The following is a 17,765-nucleotide window of genomic DNA, read 5'->3' on the forward strand; positions in this document are numbered from 1 at the left end:
AAGAAAGCCTCTCCCACCACGGGAGGGGCTTTCTTATTGTTTGGCTGCCGTACCGTTGACCAGGTGATAGACCTGTTCCTTTAACTCCGGCGGTGCCAGGACAATCAGTACATCGCCGGCCTGGATTACCGTGTCGGCCTGGGGCGAGAGGATTTCCTCACCTCCACGGTAAATAGCCAGTATGGTTGAACCTGTTTTGGCCCGGAACTCCGCTTCGGCCAAGGACTTACCCACAAGGGGCGAGGTGGGCAGCACCCGGATTTCTTCAATCCGCTGCAGGTTGCCGGCCATCTTAAAGGTGTAATCCAGCAACTCATTCATGAGCTTCTCAATTTCGCTGTTAATCCGATCCCTTTCCCGCAACAGGCGGTGTAACCGTTCCTGCATATCTCTTAATACCTGGCGCTGGCCGCATTCAGCCAGAAAGGCCTCCGCTGCCTTCTGGGATTTTACCACCACCCCTACTCCCGGGGAAACATGCACAATCCCCGTATCCTGCAAAAGGGTTAAAGCCCGGCGGATGGTTTCCGGAGAAACATTATACTTGCCAGCCAGAGTAGAACGGCCGAAAATTTTCTGCCCCTCGCGGTATTCCCCCCGCGCGATGCGGGTGGCTATGTCGATAGCAATGGTAGCGTAACGGGATAAAACATGAGAGCCCAGGGATTCCATGGGGATCTTCTCCTTTACCTAAATCCAAATATATAGTGTAACCACCGGCAAAAAATTAAATCAAAACCAATCCGGCCCCATCAGGGAGCCGGATTTCCAGCATCTATATCATCCCCCCAAACTGGTTAATTAACAGATTTCACTTCAAAACCCTGTTTTTGTAAATCGTGCACCAGGGATTCAGGCTCCACCGTGCTCAGGCGCAGCATAATTTGCACCCGTTGATTTTCCTTTTCCCGGCAAGCCACACCTATAACATTGATCTCGTGCTCCCTCACTACGGCCAGGATATCGGCCAGCGCGCCAATACGATCGCTAACTTCAAGTACCAGGCGGGTCCCCGCTTTGCGCAGGCCAAAGATGCGGATCAAGGCGTCCAGGATATCGGTCTGGGTAATAATTCCTGCGAGCCGGTCATCCTCAACTACCGGCAGGCTGCCAATCTTATGCTCCCGCATAATCAAGGATGCTTCTTCAATGGTGCAGTCCGGCCCCACGGTAATGGGATTGGTTTTCATGACTTCCTTTACTACCATTTTGGAAAGCAGGTAATTCATTTCAAAAACACTAAGGGTGGTTGCCGGGGAGGGAGTAACGGTAAGCAAGTCCCGCTCGGTAATCAATCCAACCAGCCGGCCCTTGTCCACCACCGGCAGATGCCTGATCTTATTTTTCTTCATAATGTTTAAAGCTTCAAAAATGGGAGTCCCCGAGGGGATGCTGATGGGGGAAGTACTCATGTAATCCCGTACAAACATGCTTAAACCTCCCGCTCAAAGCCTTTCCTTTATTATAACATTGCCCCCGGGGAAAGCAATGGCTAAAGTAACGAAAGTTAACGTGTAACCCTTACTTTTTTAGACCGAGGCACCCTTGTCTATCCTTCAGGGCCACAAGAACCTGCCGCTGGTACTGTACAATCAACCTGTCCAGGCGCCGGCTTAAAGCCAGGAGCTGATCCTGATCCTCCCTGTCTATGCCGTTCAGCCTCCGGCGCAGGTGCTCAATTTGCACCCTGAGTTTCCGATCCAAGGCTACGCCCCCCTTAGTCATGGAAACGATATAAACAAGCTCTCTTCTTTAGCACGCATTTATCCTTGGAAACGTTGACAAACCTTCTCGTTTTACTTTTTCCTACGTACTTACTATACGACTGCCGCATCCAATTTTCGCAGCTATATGAAGAAAGATCGTCTCCCGCCCTGGCATTTATACCATTTTATGGTATAATAACTATTAACCGGTGCATTTCCCGGGCTTTAACTTTTTATATTTTCTCTCTTGCCACCCCTTTTGCCACCAATGTACGCCCTTATTTTTGAAGGGTAATCTTTTCAGCAGCCGCATTGCGCTTGCCGCTGTCGGAGTCGGGGTCAGGCAGCTTCCAACTCCTGGTAGGGAGGCCGAGTTTCAGCATCCATACCGAAACCGTTGCCCTGCCCACACCAAACAGTTGGGCCAGCTGGTCCAGGGTATACCCTTTTTCGTAGTAATAGTGCCTGATAAGTGTTGCTACGGGCTCGCCAAACCTCGCCTCAATTTCGGCCATTTTACTTTTGCGACCGGCCACGTTATCACCTCGTGTACAATGTTTTCTCAATGATAACTTAATGACAAAAATAAAAGTTCCTGCCATTTATTCTAAAGTTATCATACTAATAACTTGCTGTCAAGAGGTTTTTCCGAAATTTCAAGGAATAATAAGGAATAATATAGTTACACTTCCCTGGTGAAAATTAAGGTGACATTATGAAAAATTATTATGAAGAAATTGGCAAAAGAATAAAGATTGCCCGGGAAGACCGGGGACTCACCCAGGAGCAGCTGGGTGAAAAGCTGGGGTTCACTAAAACAGCCATCAACCTTTACGAAAAAGGGAAAAGGCGGATTTCCATAGATGATTTAAAACGAATATCAACCATTCTGGGCAAGCCCCTGTCCTTTTTTTTGGGGGAAAGCATTGTCCCAATGGAAACCATCAGTACGCTTATCCAGAAACCCCTGGCCGACTTCCTGCCCATCAAACAAGTCCCCCTTTTAGGGACCATACGCGCCGGGGCTTCCCCCTACAGTGAAGCGGATATTCTTGGTTACGTAAGCATCGACAAAGAGCTTGACGCCGATTTTGCCTTTAAGGTAAGGGATGACAGTATGAGCGGGGCCGGAATCATGCCCGGGGATATAGCCATATGTAAAAAAGTTGACGCGGCAGAGCCGGGCCAGCTAGCTGTCGCATTCATAAACGGGGATGAGGTAGCCGTAAGGTATATCATTTCCGAGGATGGTCTTTGGAAGCTACGTGCGGCCAACCCCCAATATGAAGATGTTCCTTTTAGCCCCAGCGAAAAAAGGATTCATGGCATCGTAGTGTTAATCCAGAAAAAGCCACCAGCATTGGCAGAGAGAGTTTATGCCGGCCAAACCGACGACTGGCTGCAGGTCAGGGAAGTGGCGGCAAAATACGGCATTAGCCCGGAAAAGGCCAAGCGGCTGCTTGAATCCTTTGGCAGGTTAATGGAAAGTGAACAGGGAGAAGCCGTTGATGACAGGGATGACGAGTAAAAAGGCCCGACTGGCTTAAAACCGGCCGGGCCTTTGGCTTAACAAAGCCTAAATATTTAAATATTTGAGCCAGTGGAACAAAACAAACCTTAATTCATAATTCCTGATCACCAACTCGGTAACAGCCCCCCCGGCCCATTTCAGCGGAGATTTTACTAAACACTTTTGTTATCTTTAGCTCATTATATATGATAAAATAGCAGGTAGAGATGTGGAAGCGAGGTGAACCTCATTGAGTGATCCCAAAGCGCCAGTTCAGGAAAGCCACCCCACTTACCCGCCCTGCTACCACCCCGTACCAGTTGGTTCCCGGGGAGAAATATGCGTACGTTATGGTTGTTCTCCCAGTTGTGCCGTTTGTCCACTGGCCAGGGTTAAAAATACACCGGCATGCTTTCAGAGCCTGCCCGGCTTTCCCGAGTACTGTATTTCTGAATATTTTATTCCCGAATGCAAGCGTTTTTGCAAGTATGCGGTTACGGAAATATGAAAACTAATCAATTAAAAAAGTCCGGGGAAGGCTGGATGGATGGGATTCAAATAATTAATTAAAGAATAAATGCCAATTAAAATAAGCAGGCCAGCCACCCAGAAGATCACTATTTTCCGGTGGTTCCAGGTTGTAAAGTCCCACAGGTAAAAATATAAAAGCATATAAGGGCACAGAAACAGGAAAAGCCAGGTGATATCCACAAGCCCCACCCCCATCTAGCATTGCCGAACTACCCAGGCGCGTCGTCATGCAGCATCTCTAATCATAATTATACTATATCATTTTTTAAGACAGAGGTGAGCATGTAAAAAAAGCAGGCTGTTCTGGTGATAATCCAGCCTGCTTTTTTTTCGCCCCAGAGTCGTAAAAGGAGGAACCGGAAGTTACAAATAGCTGCTTTACCCAAAAGCCCAAATTTGCACCGCAAATATTAACGTCCCTGGAATTGCGGCTTGCGCTTGCTTAAAAAGGCCGCAATACCTTCATCCCGGTCGGCCGTGGCAAATACCAGCCCGAAAAGGTCCGCCTCGTGGGCCAGGGCCTTCTCCAGGTCCATTTCCAGTCCTTCATTCACGGCTTCCTTGGTCAACCTTACAGCCACCGGTCCCCGGGCGGCAATGCGCTCGGCCATCCCCCGGCAAAAGCTAAGCAGTTCCTCAGCCGGTACCACATGATTCACCAGTCCTATGCGCCTGGCGGTTTCGGCATCAAACATGTCCGCCGTAAACAAAATCTCCTTGGCCAGGCCGGGGTTGACCAGTCTGGTCAAACGCTGGGTACCGCCGAAACCGGCAATTAAACCAAGATTAACCTCCGGTTGACCGAATTTAGCCTTTTCCGAGGCCACGCGAATATCACAGGCCATGGCCAGTTCGCACCCGCCGCCCAGGGCAAAGCCGTTGACGGCGGCAATTACGGGTTTGGGCAGGTTTTCAATCTTGCTCAGCACCTTCTGCCCCAGCCGGGCGAAATCTTTAGCCTCCAGGGGGGTCAGCTTGCTCATAAAGGCAATGTCCGCCCCGGCCACAAAGGCCTTCTCCCCCGCACCGGTAATGATGATCACCCGCACCGCCGGGTCCGCCCCCAGTTCCTCGATGGCCCCGTCGATCTCCGTAAGCGTCTCGGCATTTAGTGCGTTCAACACCTGCGGCCGGTTGATGGTGAGTATGGCCACCGGGCCATCCTTTTCCACCAGGATATTATTCCAGGACATTATCCTACCTCCTCTGTTTTCTGCCAACCTTCAGGCCAGAAGTCACTGGTTGTAAACGTAGAATCCCCGTCCGGTCTTACGGCCCAACCAGCCGGCGGCTACGTATTTTCTCAGGAGGGGACAGGGGCGGTACTTGCTGTCACCCAGTTCCTTGTGCAGCACTTCCAAAATGTAAAGACAGGTGTCCAGGCCAATGAGATCCGCCAGGGCCAGGGGTCCCATGGGATGGTTCATACCCAGTTTCATCACCTGGTCCACTGCTTCGGGAGTGGCTATTCCTTCGTAAACGCAGAAAATGGCTTCGTTGATCATGGGCAGAAGCACCCGGTTGGATACAAAACCCGGAGCATCGTTGACTTCCACGGGCACCTTGCCCATGCGTTCACTCATGGCCTTGACCACCGCAAAGGTTTCATCGGAGGTAGCCAGTCCACGGATAACTTCTACCAGCTTCATTACCGGCACCGGGTTCATAAAGTGCATGCCGATGACCTTTTCCGGCCTTTTCGTTGCCGCGGCAATCTGGGTTATGGGCAGGGACGAGGTGTTGGTGGCCAGGATGGTGTGGGGGGGACAGATTTCATCCAGCTGTTTAAAAATGCTGGATTTCACTTCCATATTTTCTATAGCCGCTTCAATGACCAGGTCCACATCTTTAGCATCGGCCAGACTGGTGGAAGGTGTAATGCGCGCGAGGATTTCTGCCTTTTGATCTTCCTGCAACCTCCCTTTGCTTACATCCCGGCTCAGGTTCTTTTCGATATTGCCCAGGCCCCGTTGAACAAATTCATCTTTAATGTCATTTAAAATGACCTGGCAGCCGGCCACTGCCGCCACCTGGGCAATGCCCGAACCCATCTGGCCGGCACCGACAACCATTACCTTTTGTGCATCCATAAACCTTAAACCTCCCCGGTGAGAACGTCTTCTTCTTGCGATCATTCAAAGGGTAAAGACTTTCTAAATATTTTCCAGAATCATGGCCATCCCCTGGCCCCCGCCAATGCACATGGTCACCAGGCCGGTTTGCCAATTTTTTCTCTTCATTTCGTGCATAATGGTGACCACCAGCCTGGCCCCCGTGCAGCCTATGGGATGACCAAGAGAAATGCCGCTGCCCAGCGGGTTGGTTTTTTCCAGGGTGAGGCCAAGTTCCCTCATACAGGCCAGGGCCTGGGCGGCAAAGGCTTCATTCAGTTCCACCACGTCTACATCCTGGATGGTTAGTCCCGCCTTTTTCAGGGCTTTTCTGACGGCCGGAACCGGCCCGATGCCCATGTAGGCCGGGTCCACCCCGCCGGAAGCGTAGGCTTTAATAGCCACCCAGGGCTTCAGCCCCAGCTCCTTCGCCTTCTCCCGGGACATCAGCACCACTGCCGCTGCGGCGTCATTTATGCCCGAGGCGTTGCCCGCGGTCACTGTTCCATCGGGCCGGAAGACCGGGCGCAATTTGGCCATCTTTTCCATACTGGTATCCATGGGCCGCTCGTCGGTGTCAAAGACTGCCGGCTCACCTTTCTTCTGGGGCAGGGGTACGGGCACAATTTCTTCTTTAAAAAGCCCTTCTTTAATGGCGGCCCTGGCCCGCTGGTGGCTGAGCAGGCCCAGCTCATCCTGCTCCCGGCGGGTGATACCGTATTTGGCGGCGATGTTTTCCGCCGTATTACCCATGTGGTAGCCGTAAAAAATTTCCCACAGCCCATCGTAAACCATCAGGTCAATGCATTCGCCTTTGGCGTTGACATCCATCCGGTATCCCCATCGGGCCCGGGGCAGGATATAAGGCGCCTGGCTCATATTTTCCATTCCACCGGCCACCACCACTTCCGCCTCACCGGCCATGATGGCCTGGGCGCCCAGGGCAATGGCTTTTAAGCCCGAACCGCAAACCTTGTTTACCGTAAAGGCGTTGGATTCTTTGGGAATGCCGGCATAAATGGCGGCCTGGCGGGCGGTGTTCTGGCCGCTGCCACCCTGGAGCACATGCCCCATAATGACTTCGTCAACCTGTACTTCCTGCAGGGAGTCATCCCAGTCATAGGAGTTTTGCTCCAAATCCGTTACCGGTTCATCTTTCAGGGCGTCGGGGCCGTAATTTAAAAGCTCCTGGCTGGAGACGGGCCTTAAACCGGCCCGTTTTAAGGCTTCTTTTATTACCAGACTGCCCAGCTTGACCACCGGCACATCCTTTAAGGAACCGCCAAAGGCGCCGATGGCCGTACGCACCCCGCTAACTATAACCACTTCTTTCACCGGTGCTCATCTCCTAACATCTTATTCCTTCCCGAGGAGCTTTCTGAACTCCCGGGTAAGCAGGGGTACCACTTCAAAAAGGTCACCCACAATCCCGTAATCGGCCACCTTGAAGATATTGGCTTCCGGGTCCTTGTTGATGGCCACAATCACCTTGGATGAGCCCATCCCCGCCAGGTGCTGGATGGCCCCCGAGATGCCGCAGGCAATGTACAGCTGCGGGGATACGGTCTTACCCGTCTGACCCACCTGCATGCTGTGCGGCGCATATCCCGCATCCACCGCCGCCCGGGAGGCTCCCACCGCCGCCCCCAGCACGTCCGCCAGCTCTTCCAGTATCCTGAAGTTCTCCGCCGATTTCATCCCCCGGCCCCCGGAGACAATAATGTCCGCTTCGGTGAGTTCGGGACGGCTGGATACCTGGCGAACTACTTCTTTAATGATCTGGCGGATGTCCCCCGGCTCCACGTCCACCCGTACCACTTCCGCCGCGCATCCCGCCCGGGGTTCGGGCACCGGCAGTACGTTGGGCCTGATGGTGGCCATCACCGGCCGGGCTTCCGGAGAGATGGCCTGGACAAAGGCCTTGCCCGCGTAAACGGGCCGGGTGAGGGTTATCTGGCCGTCCTGCAGTTCCACTTTCGTGCAGTCGGTGCACAGCCCCGTCTGCAGCCGCTGGGCCACCTGGGCGGCCAGGTCCCGCCCCTGTACGGTGCAGCCCAGGAAGATGGCCGTGGGCCGGTGTTCCAAGGCCAGCCCGGCCAGCGCCCTGGTGTACCCGTCCGTGGTGTATTCGGCCAGAGCGTCATTTTCCAGCACGTATACCTTGTCGGCACCGTATTCCCCCAGGGCGGATGCGAGTTCGCCCACTTCTTTGCCGATGATTACAGCCGCAACTTCTTCAGCCAGCTGGTCAGCCAGCTGGCGGGCGGCACCCAGCATTTCATAGGTGACTTTTTTAACCTTGCCGTTTTTGTGTTCGGCGTAGACCCAGATTCCTTTCCCCATTTCCTTCCACCTTCCTTAGATGACCTTTGCTTCTTCCCGCAGAAGCCGCACCAGGGCGGCGGCAGCTTCCGCCGGTTCTCCGGGTACGATCTTTCCTTGTGCCCTGGGGGAGGGCAGGAAGTATTTGAGGGCGCGCACTTTGGGCGCTACTTCTTCCGCGCTAAGTCCCAGGTCGCTCAGAGCGAGTTTTTCCATGGGCTTCTTTTTGGCCTGCATGATGCCCTTCATGGTGGGATAGCGGGGTTCGTTCAACCCTTTCTGGGCGGTGATCACCGCGGGCAGGGGCACTTCCACCATTTCGCTGCCCCCTTCAATTTCCCGGGTGGCCAGGGCCCTGCCGCCGTCTATTTCCAGCTTGACGACCATGTTGACCACCGGCAGTCCCAGGATTTCCGCCACCCGCCCGGCCACCTGGGCGGAGCCGTCGTCAATGGCCCGCCAGCCGCCCAGAATGAGGTCGTATTCCATGCGGGATACGGCTCTGGCCAGGATGGTGGCCGTGGTGTATTCGTCCATTTCTTCCAGTTCGGGGGTGATGAGCACGGCCCGGTCGGCGCCCATGGCGAGGGCCTGGCGCAGGACGTCCTGGGCCTTCGGCCCGCCCATGCTGACCACGGTTACTTCCCCTTTGGTTTTTTCCTTGATGCGCAGGGCTTCTTCCACGGCAAATTCATCGTAGGGGTTCATGATCAGGCTGACGCCTTCCGGGTTGATTTTGCCCTGATCGTCAAGGGTGATTTTGGCTTCCGTGTCAAAGGTTTGTTTGGTGAATACTACTACCTTCATCTTCCTCCTCCTTGCATCAGCTATTTGAGCAGATAGTTGGCAATGACAATGCGCTGTACCTCACTGGTACCTTCATAAATTTCCGTAATCTTGGCATCGCGCATCATGCGCTCCACGGGGTACTCCCGGGTATAGCCGTAACCGCCGTGAATCTGCACCGCCTTGGTGGTCACCCACATGGCCACTTCCGAGGCATAAAGTTTGGCCATGGCCGACTCCTTACCGTAGGGCAGCTTGTTGTCTTTCAAAAAGGCAGCCTGGTAAACCAGCAGGCGGGCGGCTTCAATACGGGTGGCCATATCAGCCAGCATCCAGGCAATGCCCTGATTGGCACAAATGGGCCGGCCGAATTGCTCCCGCACTTTACTGTAAGCCAGGGCCTGCTCGAAGGCCCCTTGGGCAATCCCCAGGGCCTGAGCGGCAATACCAATCCGCCCGCCGTCCAAAGTGGCCATGGCAATTTTAAAGCCTTCACCCTCTTTGCCCAGCATATTTTCTTTGGGGATACGGCAATTATCAAAAACCAGTTCGTAGGTATAGGAGGCCCGGATACCCATCTTGTGCTCCTTCTTGCCAAAGGTAAATCCGGGTGTACCCTTTTCCACAATAAAAGCGGTTGTACCCCGGTGTTTCTTGCTCATATCCGGATCCGTGCGGGCAACAACAACGTAAACGTCCGCCCGCCCACCATTGGTAATAAAAATCTTGGTTCCATTGAGTACGTACTCATCCCCGTCCCGCACGGCGCTTAATTTTACCGACCCGGCATCGGAACCCGCAGAGGGCTCGGTCAGGCCCAGGGCCCCGATCTTTTTCCCTTCTGCCAGGGGGACCAGGTATTTGCGCTTCTGCTCCTCGGTGCCGAAAGCATAGATGGGCCAGCTACACAGGGAGGTATGGGCCGAGATCAGCACCCCGGTGGAAGCACAAACCCGGCTCAATTCCTCCACCGCAATGGCATAACTGAGGTTGTCCATACCCGCTCCCCCATACTCTTCGGGAAAGGGAATGCCAGTTAAACCCATATCGGCCATCTTATCCCAAAGGGACCAGTCGTACTCTTCCGTTTCATCCATCTCGGCCGCCTTGGGAGCTACCTCGTTCTCGGCAAAGTCCCGGACGGTCTGGCGCAGTAATTGTTGTTCTTCCGTGAGCATAAAGTCCATAAATCTCTCCCCTTTTCTCTGCCCCGATTTTTAATTTACCTTTCCCCATAAAAAACTATTTGATAACCGCTGGCCCACCTAAAGAACGCAACCTGTCTCCCTTGCAAGCACCATGCCTGACTTTTTAGAAAACTCTAACTTGACCCGCAAGGGCAGCAATTCCAACAACCTGTAAACCTTTTCCCCACTACAATGAGGGATAAAACGTGCCTTCGCCATAGACATTGCGTGCCGCTTGAAATAACGGGAGGGACGGAAAAGGCTTTCGCCACCGGGCCGCCAAACAGGTGTTTACATAAGTAAACATGACCAGCCCACAGCTAGACATCTGGCTTTTGGATCCGGTCAGGTTTGCACTATCGTTCTTTTATCAGTAGCATATTCCTTTTTCCCGCAAGAATCAAGAACAAACACATGAATAAAGGCCGGGCATTTCTCCCGGCCTTGTTTTCCCGTAACTACCTGCGCTTACCGGCCCACTCCCGTTCCCGCAGCTCCACCCGCCGAATTTTACCGCTTATGGTTTTAGGCAATGATTCCACAAATTCAACCTTCCGCGGGTACTTATAGGGTGCGGTAATCTTCTTTACATGCTCCTGCAGTTCTTTTACCAGTTCATCGGAGGGCTGGTAACCCGGTGCCAGCACCACAAAGGCCTTCACTACCTCGCCTCGAATCTCGTCAGGACTGGATACCACGGCCGATTCGGCAACCGCCGGGTGTTCCAACAGGGCGCTTTCCACTTCAAAGGGACCGATGCGGTAACCCGCGGCCAGGATTACGTCATCGGCGCGACCCACAAACCAGAAATAGCCATCATCGTCTCTGTATGCCCGGTCACCGGTAATGTACCAGTCACCACGGTATACGCTGGCCGTCTTTTCGGGATTCTTCCAGTACTCCTTGAAAAGCCCCACCGGACGTTCGGGTTTTACCCTTACGGCAACATCCCCTTCAGTGTTGGGCGGCAGGATATTGCCTTCTTCGTCAATAACCTGGACGTCAAAGCCGGGGGAAGGTTTACCCATGGAGCCGAAACGGGGCTCAATGCAGGGGAAGCTGCCGCACAGCAGTACCGTTTCGGTCTGGCCGTAACCATCACGGATGATCAAACCGGTGGCTTCTTTCCAGATTTCAATGACTTCCGGGTTCAGGGGTTCGCCGGCACCCACACAGTGGCGCAGGGCTGGGAATTTGTACTGGCTCAAATCTTCCAGCACAATCATCCGGTAGTTGGTCGGCGCCCCGCATAGAGTGGTGATGGGATATTTCTGCAGTAGCTCCAGGGTTTTCTTGGGACTAAAACGGGAAGTATGGTGGACAAATATGGCCGCTCCCATATTCCAGGGACCATAGAAGCTGCTCCAGGCCGCCTTGGCCCAACCCGTATCGCTTAAATTCCAGTGCAGGTCATCCGGGCGCAGGTCCAGCCAGTATCTTCCGGTAACAATATGCCCAATGGGGTAACTGGCGTGGGTATGCACCGTCATCTTTGGATAGCCCGTAGTTCCCGAGGTGAAGTACAAAATGGCGTCGTCATCACTCCTGGTACTTACCGTGGTAAAGTCGTCGCTGGCCCTGGCCACGGCTTCCCTGTAATCCAGCCAGCCCTGGCGGGGCTCGCCAACGATAATGCGGGACTTTACCGTGGGGCATTCCCCAACAACCTCGTCCACCTTGGGAGCATTATCGTTGTCGGTGATGACACAAACCGCTTCCGCCGTCTCCAGACGGTACTTGATGTCCTTGGCGGTAAGCTGGGTGGTACCGGGGCTGATTACCGCACCCAGGCGCAGGCAGGCCAGGTTGATCTCCCACCATTCGATCAAACGGGGAAGGATGACCACCACCACATCGCCCTGTTTTACCCCCTGTTCCCGGAGGACGTTGGCCGCCCGTTTGGAAGCCCTGGAAAAGTCAAGAAAAGTTTTGCGCACCTCTTTGCCCTCATCGTCGACCCAAAGCATGGCCAGCCTGTTAGGGTCCCGAGCCCACTTATCAATGACATCCCGGGCAAAGTTAAAATACTCCGGTTTTTCCCATTTAAATTCCGCATAGGTTTTATCATAATCCACCATGTTGTGCTGGCTCAACTTTGCTTCCTCCTTTAATGGATTACCGGCCTGGTATCAGGGCATCCTCATTTAAATTGAGCCGGTTGCGGGACCGCCCTTGGGCCGACCCCGCAACCGCGCTCTGTCGAAGGTGCCGCTACAGCTGTCCCCAAACCATGCCAACTCGTAAGGTCGTCCTAGTGCCCCTGTCACCTCCTCCCCGCCGATTGCCGAAAATTCTACCATGCAATAATTAAGCCACTATTCTGACTATTATTCTTTTAGCCGGGTAAAATTTGCGCAAAAGAACCGGTAACCAGGGACCCACGCCTAATAAATCTATGTTCGTATAACCGTTATAACCGCAAAAATGGGTAGGTTACCCCCTTAGAATGAGTTGGCGGTGTGTAAATTTTAATAGACATGTTTTTGAGCGTATCCAAGAAAAAGATTTACCCCCGTGCCTTTTTGGCTGCCACTATGGCCTTTACCTGCTCCACAGTGCCAATATCTTCAAGACCGGTGATATCTCCCTTTATTTCCCCCCCGACGACAATTTCCTTTAGTAGCCGGCGCATGATCTTGCCGCTGGGGGTTTTGGGCATTACCGGGGTAAAGTAAATGGTACCGGGAATGGCAATTTTACCAATGTTTTCAACCACCTTGTCTTTAATGGCCTGTTCCATTTCAGGACCGGCTTCATAACCCTGCCGGAGGGTGACAAAGGCTACGGGGATTAATCCTTTAATAGGATCTGGAACACCAATCACCGCCGCTTCGGCCACCCCCTCACACTCAATAATGGCACTCTCCATCTCCATGGTGGAAAGGCGGTGACCGGCCACGTTAAAGACGTCGTCAATCCGGCCGGTAACCCAGAAGTGTCCGTCCCTATCCTTGATGGCGGCATCATTGGTAAAATAACAGCCTTCCACCTGGCTGAAGTACTCCCGGATATGCCTTTCTGGCTCTCTCCAAAGGGTCCGAACCATCATGGGGATGGGGCGGGTGATGATGAGGTTGCCGGGCGTTTCAGGGGGAACGGGTTTGCCATCCTCATCCACCACATCCAGCTGGGCGCCCAGAAACTGGATGCCACACGAACCGGGTTTCATGGGGGTTACCCAGGCTGCTCCGGCCAGGGGGCAACCGGCGGTTTCCGTCTGACCCCAGGTGTTATTGATGTACATGCGCTTTTGGCCCAGCTTTTCAAAGGCCCAGTGCCAGGCTTCCGGGTTAAACGGTTCCCCCACCAGGGAGAGAACATCCAGGCATGAAATATCGTAAGATTCCATCCAGCTTTCCCCGTACCGCATGAGCATGCGGATGGCGGTGGGTGCGGTAAATAGTTTATTCACCCGGTACTTGTCAATGATCTGGTAGAACCGGTCGGGGCGCGGGTAATCCAGGGCCCCCTCGTAAAATATGGTAGTCACCCCGTTGGACAGGGCGCCCGCAATCCCCCAGATATGCATGGTCAGCCAGCCGATGTCGGCCGTACACCAGAACATATCGTTGGGGTGATGGTCCATGTGGAACTTAGCGTAAACATAATTGTTTACCACGAAGGCCACGCTTGAATGCACTATACCTTTAGGTTTGCCGGTGGTACCGCTGGTGTAAAACACCAGTCCCGGTTCATTGGCCTCCATGGGCTCCGGCGGACATTCCAGGTGGGCCCCGGCCATTAATTCATGCCACCAGTAGTCCCGTCCTTCTTTCATGTTAATCCCGGAACCTGTGCGTTTGACCACCACCACGGCCTGGATGCTTTCCATACCCTCGATTGCTTCGTCCACCTTGGACTTTAAAGGAACTTCCCGGCCGCGACGGTAACCACCGTCGGCGGTGACAATTACCTGGGGTTCATAGTTAATCAACCGGTCCCGCAGGGCACGCACGGAAAAACCGGAGAAAACGGTATTAAACAGCACCCCCAGGCGGTAGCAGGCCAATACGGCTATTACCGTTTCGGCCAGGTTGGGCAGGAAAATGGCCACCCGATCCCCTTTTTGCAAACCAAAACCCTTTAAAACATTGGCAAATTTGCACACTTCGCTATAAAGCATCCGGTAAGTATAAAATTTGGTCTGATAGTCTTCCCCCTCCCAGATCAGGGCCAGCTTGTTATCGGCACCCTGCTCCAGATGCCGGTCGATGAGGTTGTAGCAGGGGTTGGTTATACCCCCCACGAAAAATTTAAAATAAGGCATTTTACCTCCCATGACTTTTTCCCAGGGTTTAATCCAGTAAAGCTCACTGGCTACATCGGCCCAAAAACTTTCCGGATCCTCCCATGATTTGCGAAGCAAGGCATTAAAGGCGTCCACACTGCCCAGAACTGACTTTTTTACTTTTTCGGGATCCGGATAGTAAAGTTTGCTCTCCTTAATCATTTTTAACTCTTCGGGTTTTACTTCTACCATGTACCCCCATACCCCCTGTTGGTTTCTTGGACCCGAAAACCCCCCGGTCGGAAGATAAGAGCCCCGCACAGGCCGGTCGAAAATTAAATTCACCTCCAGTCTTTCGAAAAATCGTTTTCCCCAACCGGTGTCCGGGCATCTAAAAAAATATATTTAACTCCCTTTGCTTTCCCACCATTTGCTTAATGGATCGTGAAGGGCAAACCCTCCATCGGAATTACGCCGCACCCGCCCAACCCGGACCAGTTCCTGGAGCAACTGGTCAATTAATTTCTCGTCAAGCCCCAGGTGCTCGGCCAGTTCGGGAACATTCCCGGAAGCACGGCAGAGCAACCGGATAATGGCTTCCCTGGCAGCTTTTTTCTGCCGGCGGGTCAGAGGACCACCGGGCGGTACAGTCCTTTCGCAAATCCTGCGAACCATCTCTACCTCCTCCGATATACCCACTTACCTGGTTATCAACACCCCAGGGTCCGTGCAATGACCAAACGCTGGATCTCCGAGGTGCCTTCCCCAATCTCCAACAGCTTGGCATCCCGCAGGTGGCGTTCAACCGGAAACTCCTTCATATAGCCGTAGCCACCGTGAATTTGAATGGCGTCCAGGGCGGCCCGGGTGGCCATTTCAGAAGCAAAAACCTTGATCATGGCCGCTTCCTTGGTGTAAGGCCGGCCCTGATCCTTCAGCCAGGCAGCTTTCAAGTACATATTCCGTGCTACTTCAATGTTGGTGGCCATATCGGCCAGTTTAAAGGAGACAGCCTGAAATTTGGAGATGCTTTGCCCAAACTGGATTCTTTGCCGGGCATAGTTCAGGGCGGCATCCAAACAGGCCTGGGCAATACCTACCGCCATGGCCCCAATGGCAATGCGCCCGCCGTCAAGCACCTGCAAAAACTGCTTGAAACCCTGGTTTAGCTGGCCCAAAAGATTTTCTTTGGGTATCCTCACATCGTCAAAAAACAGTTCCGTGGTATTGGACCCGGACATGCCCAGCTTTTCATAACCGGCTTTAATAGTTAAACCGGAAGCATCGGTGGGTACAATAAAGGCACTGATACCATTTTTCCCTCTCGTGCGGTCGGTAACAGCCGTAATGGTAACAAAGCGGGCATAGCTGGCATTGGTAATAAAACATTTGGAGCCATTGATCACCCATTCATCTCCCCGAAGTACCGCCGTGGTCTGGGTCCCGCCGGCATCCGAACCTGCATTGGGCTCGGTAAGCCCAAAGGCCCCTAGACATTCTCCCCGGCACAAAGGAACCAGGTATTTCTGCTTCTGTTCCGCGGTACCAAAGAGATAAATAGGCATGCAGCCAAGGGAAATGTGCGCCTCATAGGTAAGACCGGTCGAAGCACAGGCCCGGGTGATCTCTTCTAAGGCCAGGCAGTAACTGACATAGTCCCCCCCGGCACCTCCGTATTCCTCGGGAAAGGGCAGCCCCATGAGATCCATCCGGGCAAGCTTTTTTATTATATCCAGGGGGAACTGTCCGCTCCGGTCAATCTCTTTTGCCCTGGGAAGTATTTCTTTTTGCGCAAAATCCCGCACTACCTCCCGGATCAGCTGCTGATCCCTGGTGAGGTCGAAATCCATCGTTTCACCCCTCCCGGAAGATTTTTACTGGTCCTGTAGCCCCCTAAAAAGGTGACGGGCCCGAAAAAAACCACGCCCCTTCCCGGCCTGATCTTGTCACCCGGCAAATTCCATTAGCAAATTAACCGTAACCAGCCGGGTTTTTAGCTGCCAATAACCGTAAAATGGGGTTAAGGATACAAAATTAAGGCCCTAGTAGCAACCCTTTTTTGCATTTACCCCGGAGGTGTTACCAAACTTAACACGAGCAAGGGTTATTACTTTCGACGCCCCGGGCATTTGTCCGGGAGGGGGAAGGGTAATGGTCCGGGAAGGGTGAAAGGGCGGCAAGAGGGGCAGTTGTTTATATTAATTTACATTAAATTGTATTTAATTAATTTTTTATACAGGCCCGGGCGGGATATCCCCAGCAACTGGGCGGCTTTGGCCTTGTTTCCTTTACTCTCGGCCAGGGCCTGCAGAACAACGGTTTTTTCTATCTGTTCCATAATTTGGGCCAGGGTTTTCCCCTGCCTGAATGCTGCCGTCACCTGGCCAGGAAACCCTTTTTCACCGGGCAACCGGTTTTCCCCTGCCAAAGCATACAGGTGGGCGGGCAAATGGTGCGGTTGAATAACCTTCTCCTCATCCACCAGGTTAAAGGCCCGCTCCAAACAGTTCTCCAGTTCACGCACATTTCCCGGCCAGGGATAATGCAGAAAGGCGGTCATTACTTCCGGGGCCACTCCGTTTACCCCGGCCCTGAAGGAGAGATTAAACTTTTGTATAAATGCATCAACCAGCAAGGGGATATCTTCCTTGCGTTCCCTTAAGGGGGGAATGTGTAAATTAATCACGTTTAAACGATAAAAAAGGTCTTCCCGGAACTTTTTATATTTAACCATTTGTTCCAGGTTAACATTGGTGGCTGCCACTATCCGGACATCAACGAAGATAGTTCGCCTGCTGCCCAGTTTCTGGATCTCGCGTTCCTGCAGGAAACGCAAAAGTTTGGCTTGCATGGCACAGGAAAGTTCAGCCACTTCATCTAAAAAGACCGTACCCCGGTGAGCCAGTTCCAGTTTGCCAACCTGTCCCCCCTTACGGCAGCCTGTAAACGCTCCTTCTTCATAACCAAATAGCTCCGACTCTACAAGGGTATCGGGAATAGCCGCACAATTTATTTTCACAAAGGGTCCTGCCCGCCGCAAACTGGCCGCGTGCAGTGCCCGGGCAAAAAGTTCCTTCCCGGTACCGCTCTCACCGGTAATGAGTACGTTGGAATTGCGGGGAGCTACCTTGAGCAGGGTTTCCTTGAGGTCAAGCATTTGGGGGCTCAGGCCGACAATATGATCCGCCGTAAAATGGGAGAGTTTCGGGGAGTGATGTCTCACTGGTTACCACCGGCCCTTCCTGAAAGGAAAATTAAGAGGTGCCAGAGTAACTGGTTGGCTAGCGGGAAAGAGAATTGTTTCACTTCTCTTAATATTGTAACAACTCGCGCCCCGGGTGTAAACTTAAAAAGCAAAGGCCATCCACCGGGGGACGGCCTTTG

The 17,765-nt window shown here is 53.1% G+C and carries 16 protein-coding genes; 1 reads left to right on the forward strand and 15 read right to left on the reverse strand.

Translation table 11 applies throughout. The features are described 5' to 3' along the window. Window positions 1-33: 33 nt before the first annotated feature. From G7K71_RS01510 to G7K71_RS01525, 4 genes are all read right to left on the reverse strand, one after another. The gene (locus G7K71_RS01510; protein ID WP_013822338.1) at window positions 34-672 is read right to left on the reverse strand and encodes a TrkA C-terminal domain-containing protein; all 639 of its coding nucleotides are present in this window, start codon (window positions 670-672) and stop codon (window positions 34-36) included. Window positions 673-797: 125 nt separating this feature from the next. Beyond that, window positions 798-1,430 (reverse strand): CBS and ACT domain-containing protein, encoded by a 633-nt coding sequence (locus G7K71_RS01515; RefSeq protein ID WP_013822337.1) that lies wholly within the window; start codon window positions 1,428-1,430, stop codon window positions 798-800. Between the two features lie 91 nt (window positions 1,431-1,521). Beyond that, on the reverse strand, window positions 1,522-1,704 hold the full coding sequence (locus G7K71_RS01520; protein WP_013822336.1) for an aspartyl-phosphate phosphatase Spo0E family protein: 183 nt from the start codon (window positions 1,702-1,704) through the stop codon (window positions 1,522-1,524). Window positions 1,705-1,984: 280 nt separating this feature from the next. Further along, window positions 1,985-2,242 carry a transposase family protein gene (locus tag G7K71_RS01525; protein ID WP_121451783.1) on the reverse strand — a complete coding sequence of 86 codons (258 nt, stop codon included), beginning with the start codon at window positions 2,240-2,242 and terminating at the stop codon, window positions 1,985-1,987. A 179-nt stretch (window positions 2,243-2,421) separates the two neighbouring features. Between G7K71_RS01525 and G7K71_RS01530 the strand changes: the two genes are divergently transcribed. Next, window positions 2,422-3,234 carry a LexA family transcriptional regulator gene (locus tag G7K71_RS01530; protein ID WP_013822334.1) on the forward strand — a complete coding sequence of 271 codons (813 nt, stop codon included), beginning with the start codon at window positions 2,422-2,424 and terminating at the stop codon, window positions 3,232-3,234. A 923-nt stretch (window positions 3,235-4,157) separates the two neighbouring features. Here G7K71_RS01530 and G7K71_RS01535 read toward each other — a convergent pair. The 11 genes from G7K71_RS01535 to G7K71_RS01585 form a co-directional block, all read right to left on the reverse strand. After that, a complete protein-coding gene (locus tag G7K71_RS01535; protein WP_166342976.1) occupies window positions 4,158-4,940 on the reverse strand; it encodes an enoyl-CoA hydratase-related protein in 783 nt (260 codons plus the stop codon). A 42-nt stretch (window positions 4,941-4,982) separates the two neighbouring features. Next, window positions 4,983-5,837: a 3-hydroxybutyryl-CoA dehydrogenase gene (locus G7K71_RS01540; protein WP_166342978.1), complete on the reverse strand. Its 855-nt coding sequence runs from the start codon at window positions 5,835-5,837 to the stop codon at window positions 4,983-4,985. A 63-nt stretch (window positions 5,838-5,900) separates the two neighbouring features. After that, complete coding sequence (locus G7K71_RS01545; protein ID WP_166342980.1) at window positions 5,901-7,193, reverse strand: acetyl-CoA C-acetyltransferase; 1,293 nt, start codon at window positions 7,191-7,193, stop codon at window positions 5,901-5,903. A gap of 21 nt (window positions 7,194-7,214) precedes the next feature. Continuing rightward, window positions 7,215-8,201 (reverse strand): electron transfer flavoprotein subunit alpha/FixB family protein, encoded by a 987-nt coding sequence (locus tag G7K71_RS01550; RefSeq protein WP_166342982.1) that lies wholly within the window; start codon window positions 8,199-8,201, stop codon window positions 7,215-7,217. Between the two features lie 15 nt (window positions 8,202-8,216). Then, on the reverse strand, window positions 8,217-8,987 hold the full coding sequence (locus G7K71_RS01555) for an electron transfer flavoprotein subunit beta/FixA family protein (RefSeq protein WP_166342984.1): 771 nt from the start codon (window positions 8,985-8,987) through the stop codon (window positions 8,217-8,219). Window positions 8,988-9,007: 20 nt separating this feature from the next. Next, window positions 9,008-10,153, reverse strand: a complete 1,146-nt coding sequence (locus tag G7K71_RS01560; RefSeq protein WP_166342986.1) for an acyl-CoA dehydrogenase — start codon at window positions 10,151-10,153, stop codon at window positions 9,008-9,010. 458 nt (window positions 10,154-10,611) lie between these two features. Further along, on the reverse strand, window positions 10,612-12,231 hold the full coding sequence (locus G7K71_RS01565) for an AMP-binding protein (RefSeq protein WP_166344980.1): 1,620 nt from the start codon (window positions 12,229-12,231) through the stop codon (window positions 10,612-10,614). A gap of 428 nt (window positions 12,232-12,659) precedes the next feature. Continuing rightward, entirely contained in the window at window positions 12,660-14,633 is a 1,974-nt protein-coding gene (gene acs, locus G7K71_RS01570) for an acetate--CoA ligase (RefSeq protein WP_013822324.1), read from the reverse strand. Between the two features lie 153 nt (window positions 14,634-14,786). Further along, window positions 14,787-15,056: a hypothetical protein gene (locus G7K71_RS01575; protein WP_013822323.1), complete on the reverse strand. Its 270-nt coding sequence runs from the start codon at window positions 15,054-15,056 to the stop codon at window positions 14,787-14,789. 35 nt (window positions 15,057-15,091) lie between these two features. Continuing rightward, window positions 15,092-16,231: an acyl-CoA dehydrogenase gene (locus tag G7K71_RS01580; protein ID WP_013822322.1), complete on the reverse strand. Its 1,140-nt coding sequence runs from the start codon at window positions 16,229-16,231 to the stop codon at window positions 15,092-15,094. A gap of 353 nt (window positions 16,232-16,584) precedes the next feature. After that, the gene (locus G7K71_RS01585) at window positions 16,585-17,604 is read right to left on the reverse strand and encodes a sigma-54-dependent Fis family transcriptional regulator (protein ID WP_013822321.1); all 1,020 of its coding nucleotides are present in this window, start codon (window positions 17,602-17,604) and stop codon (window positions 16,585-16,587) included. Window positions 17,605-17,765: the final 161 nt, after the last annotated feature.

The organism is Desulfofundulus sp. TPOSR (genome assembly GCF_011393055.1).
GTDB classification, from domain to species: Bacteria; Bacillota; Desulfotomaculia; order Desulfotomaculales; family Desulfovirgulaceae; genus Desulfofundulus; species Desulfofundulus kuznetsovii.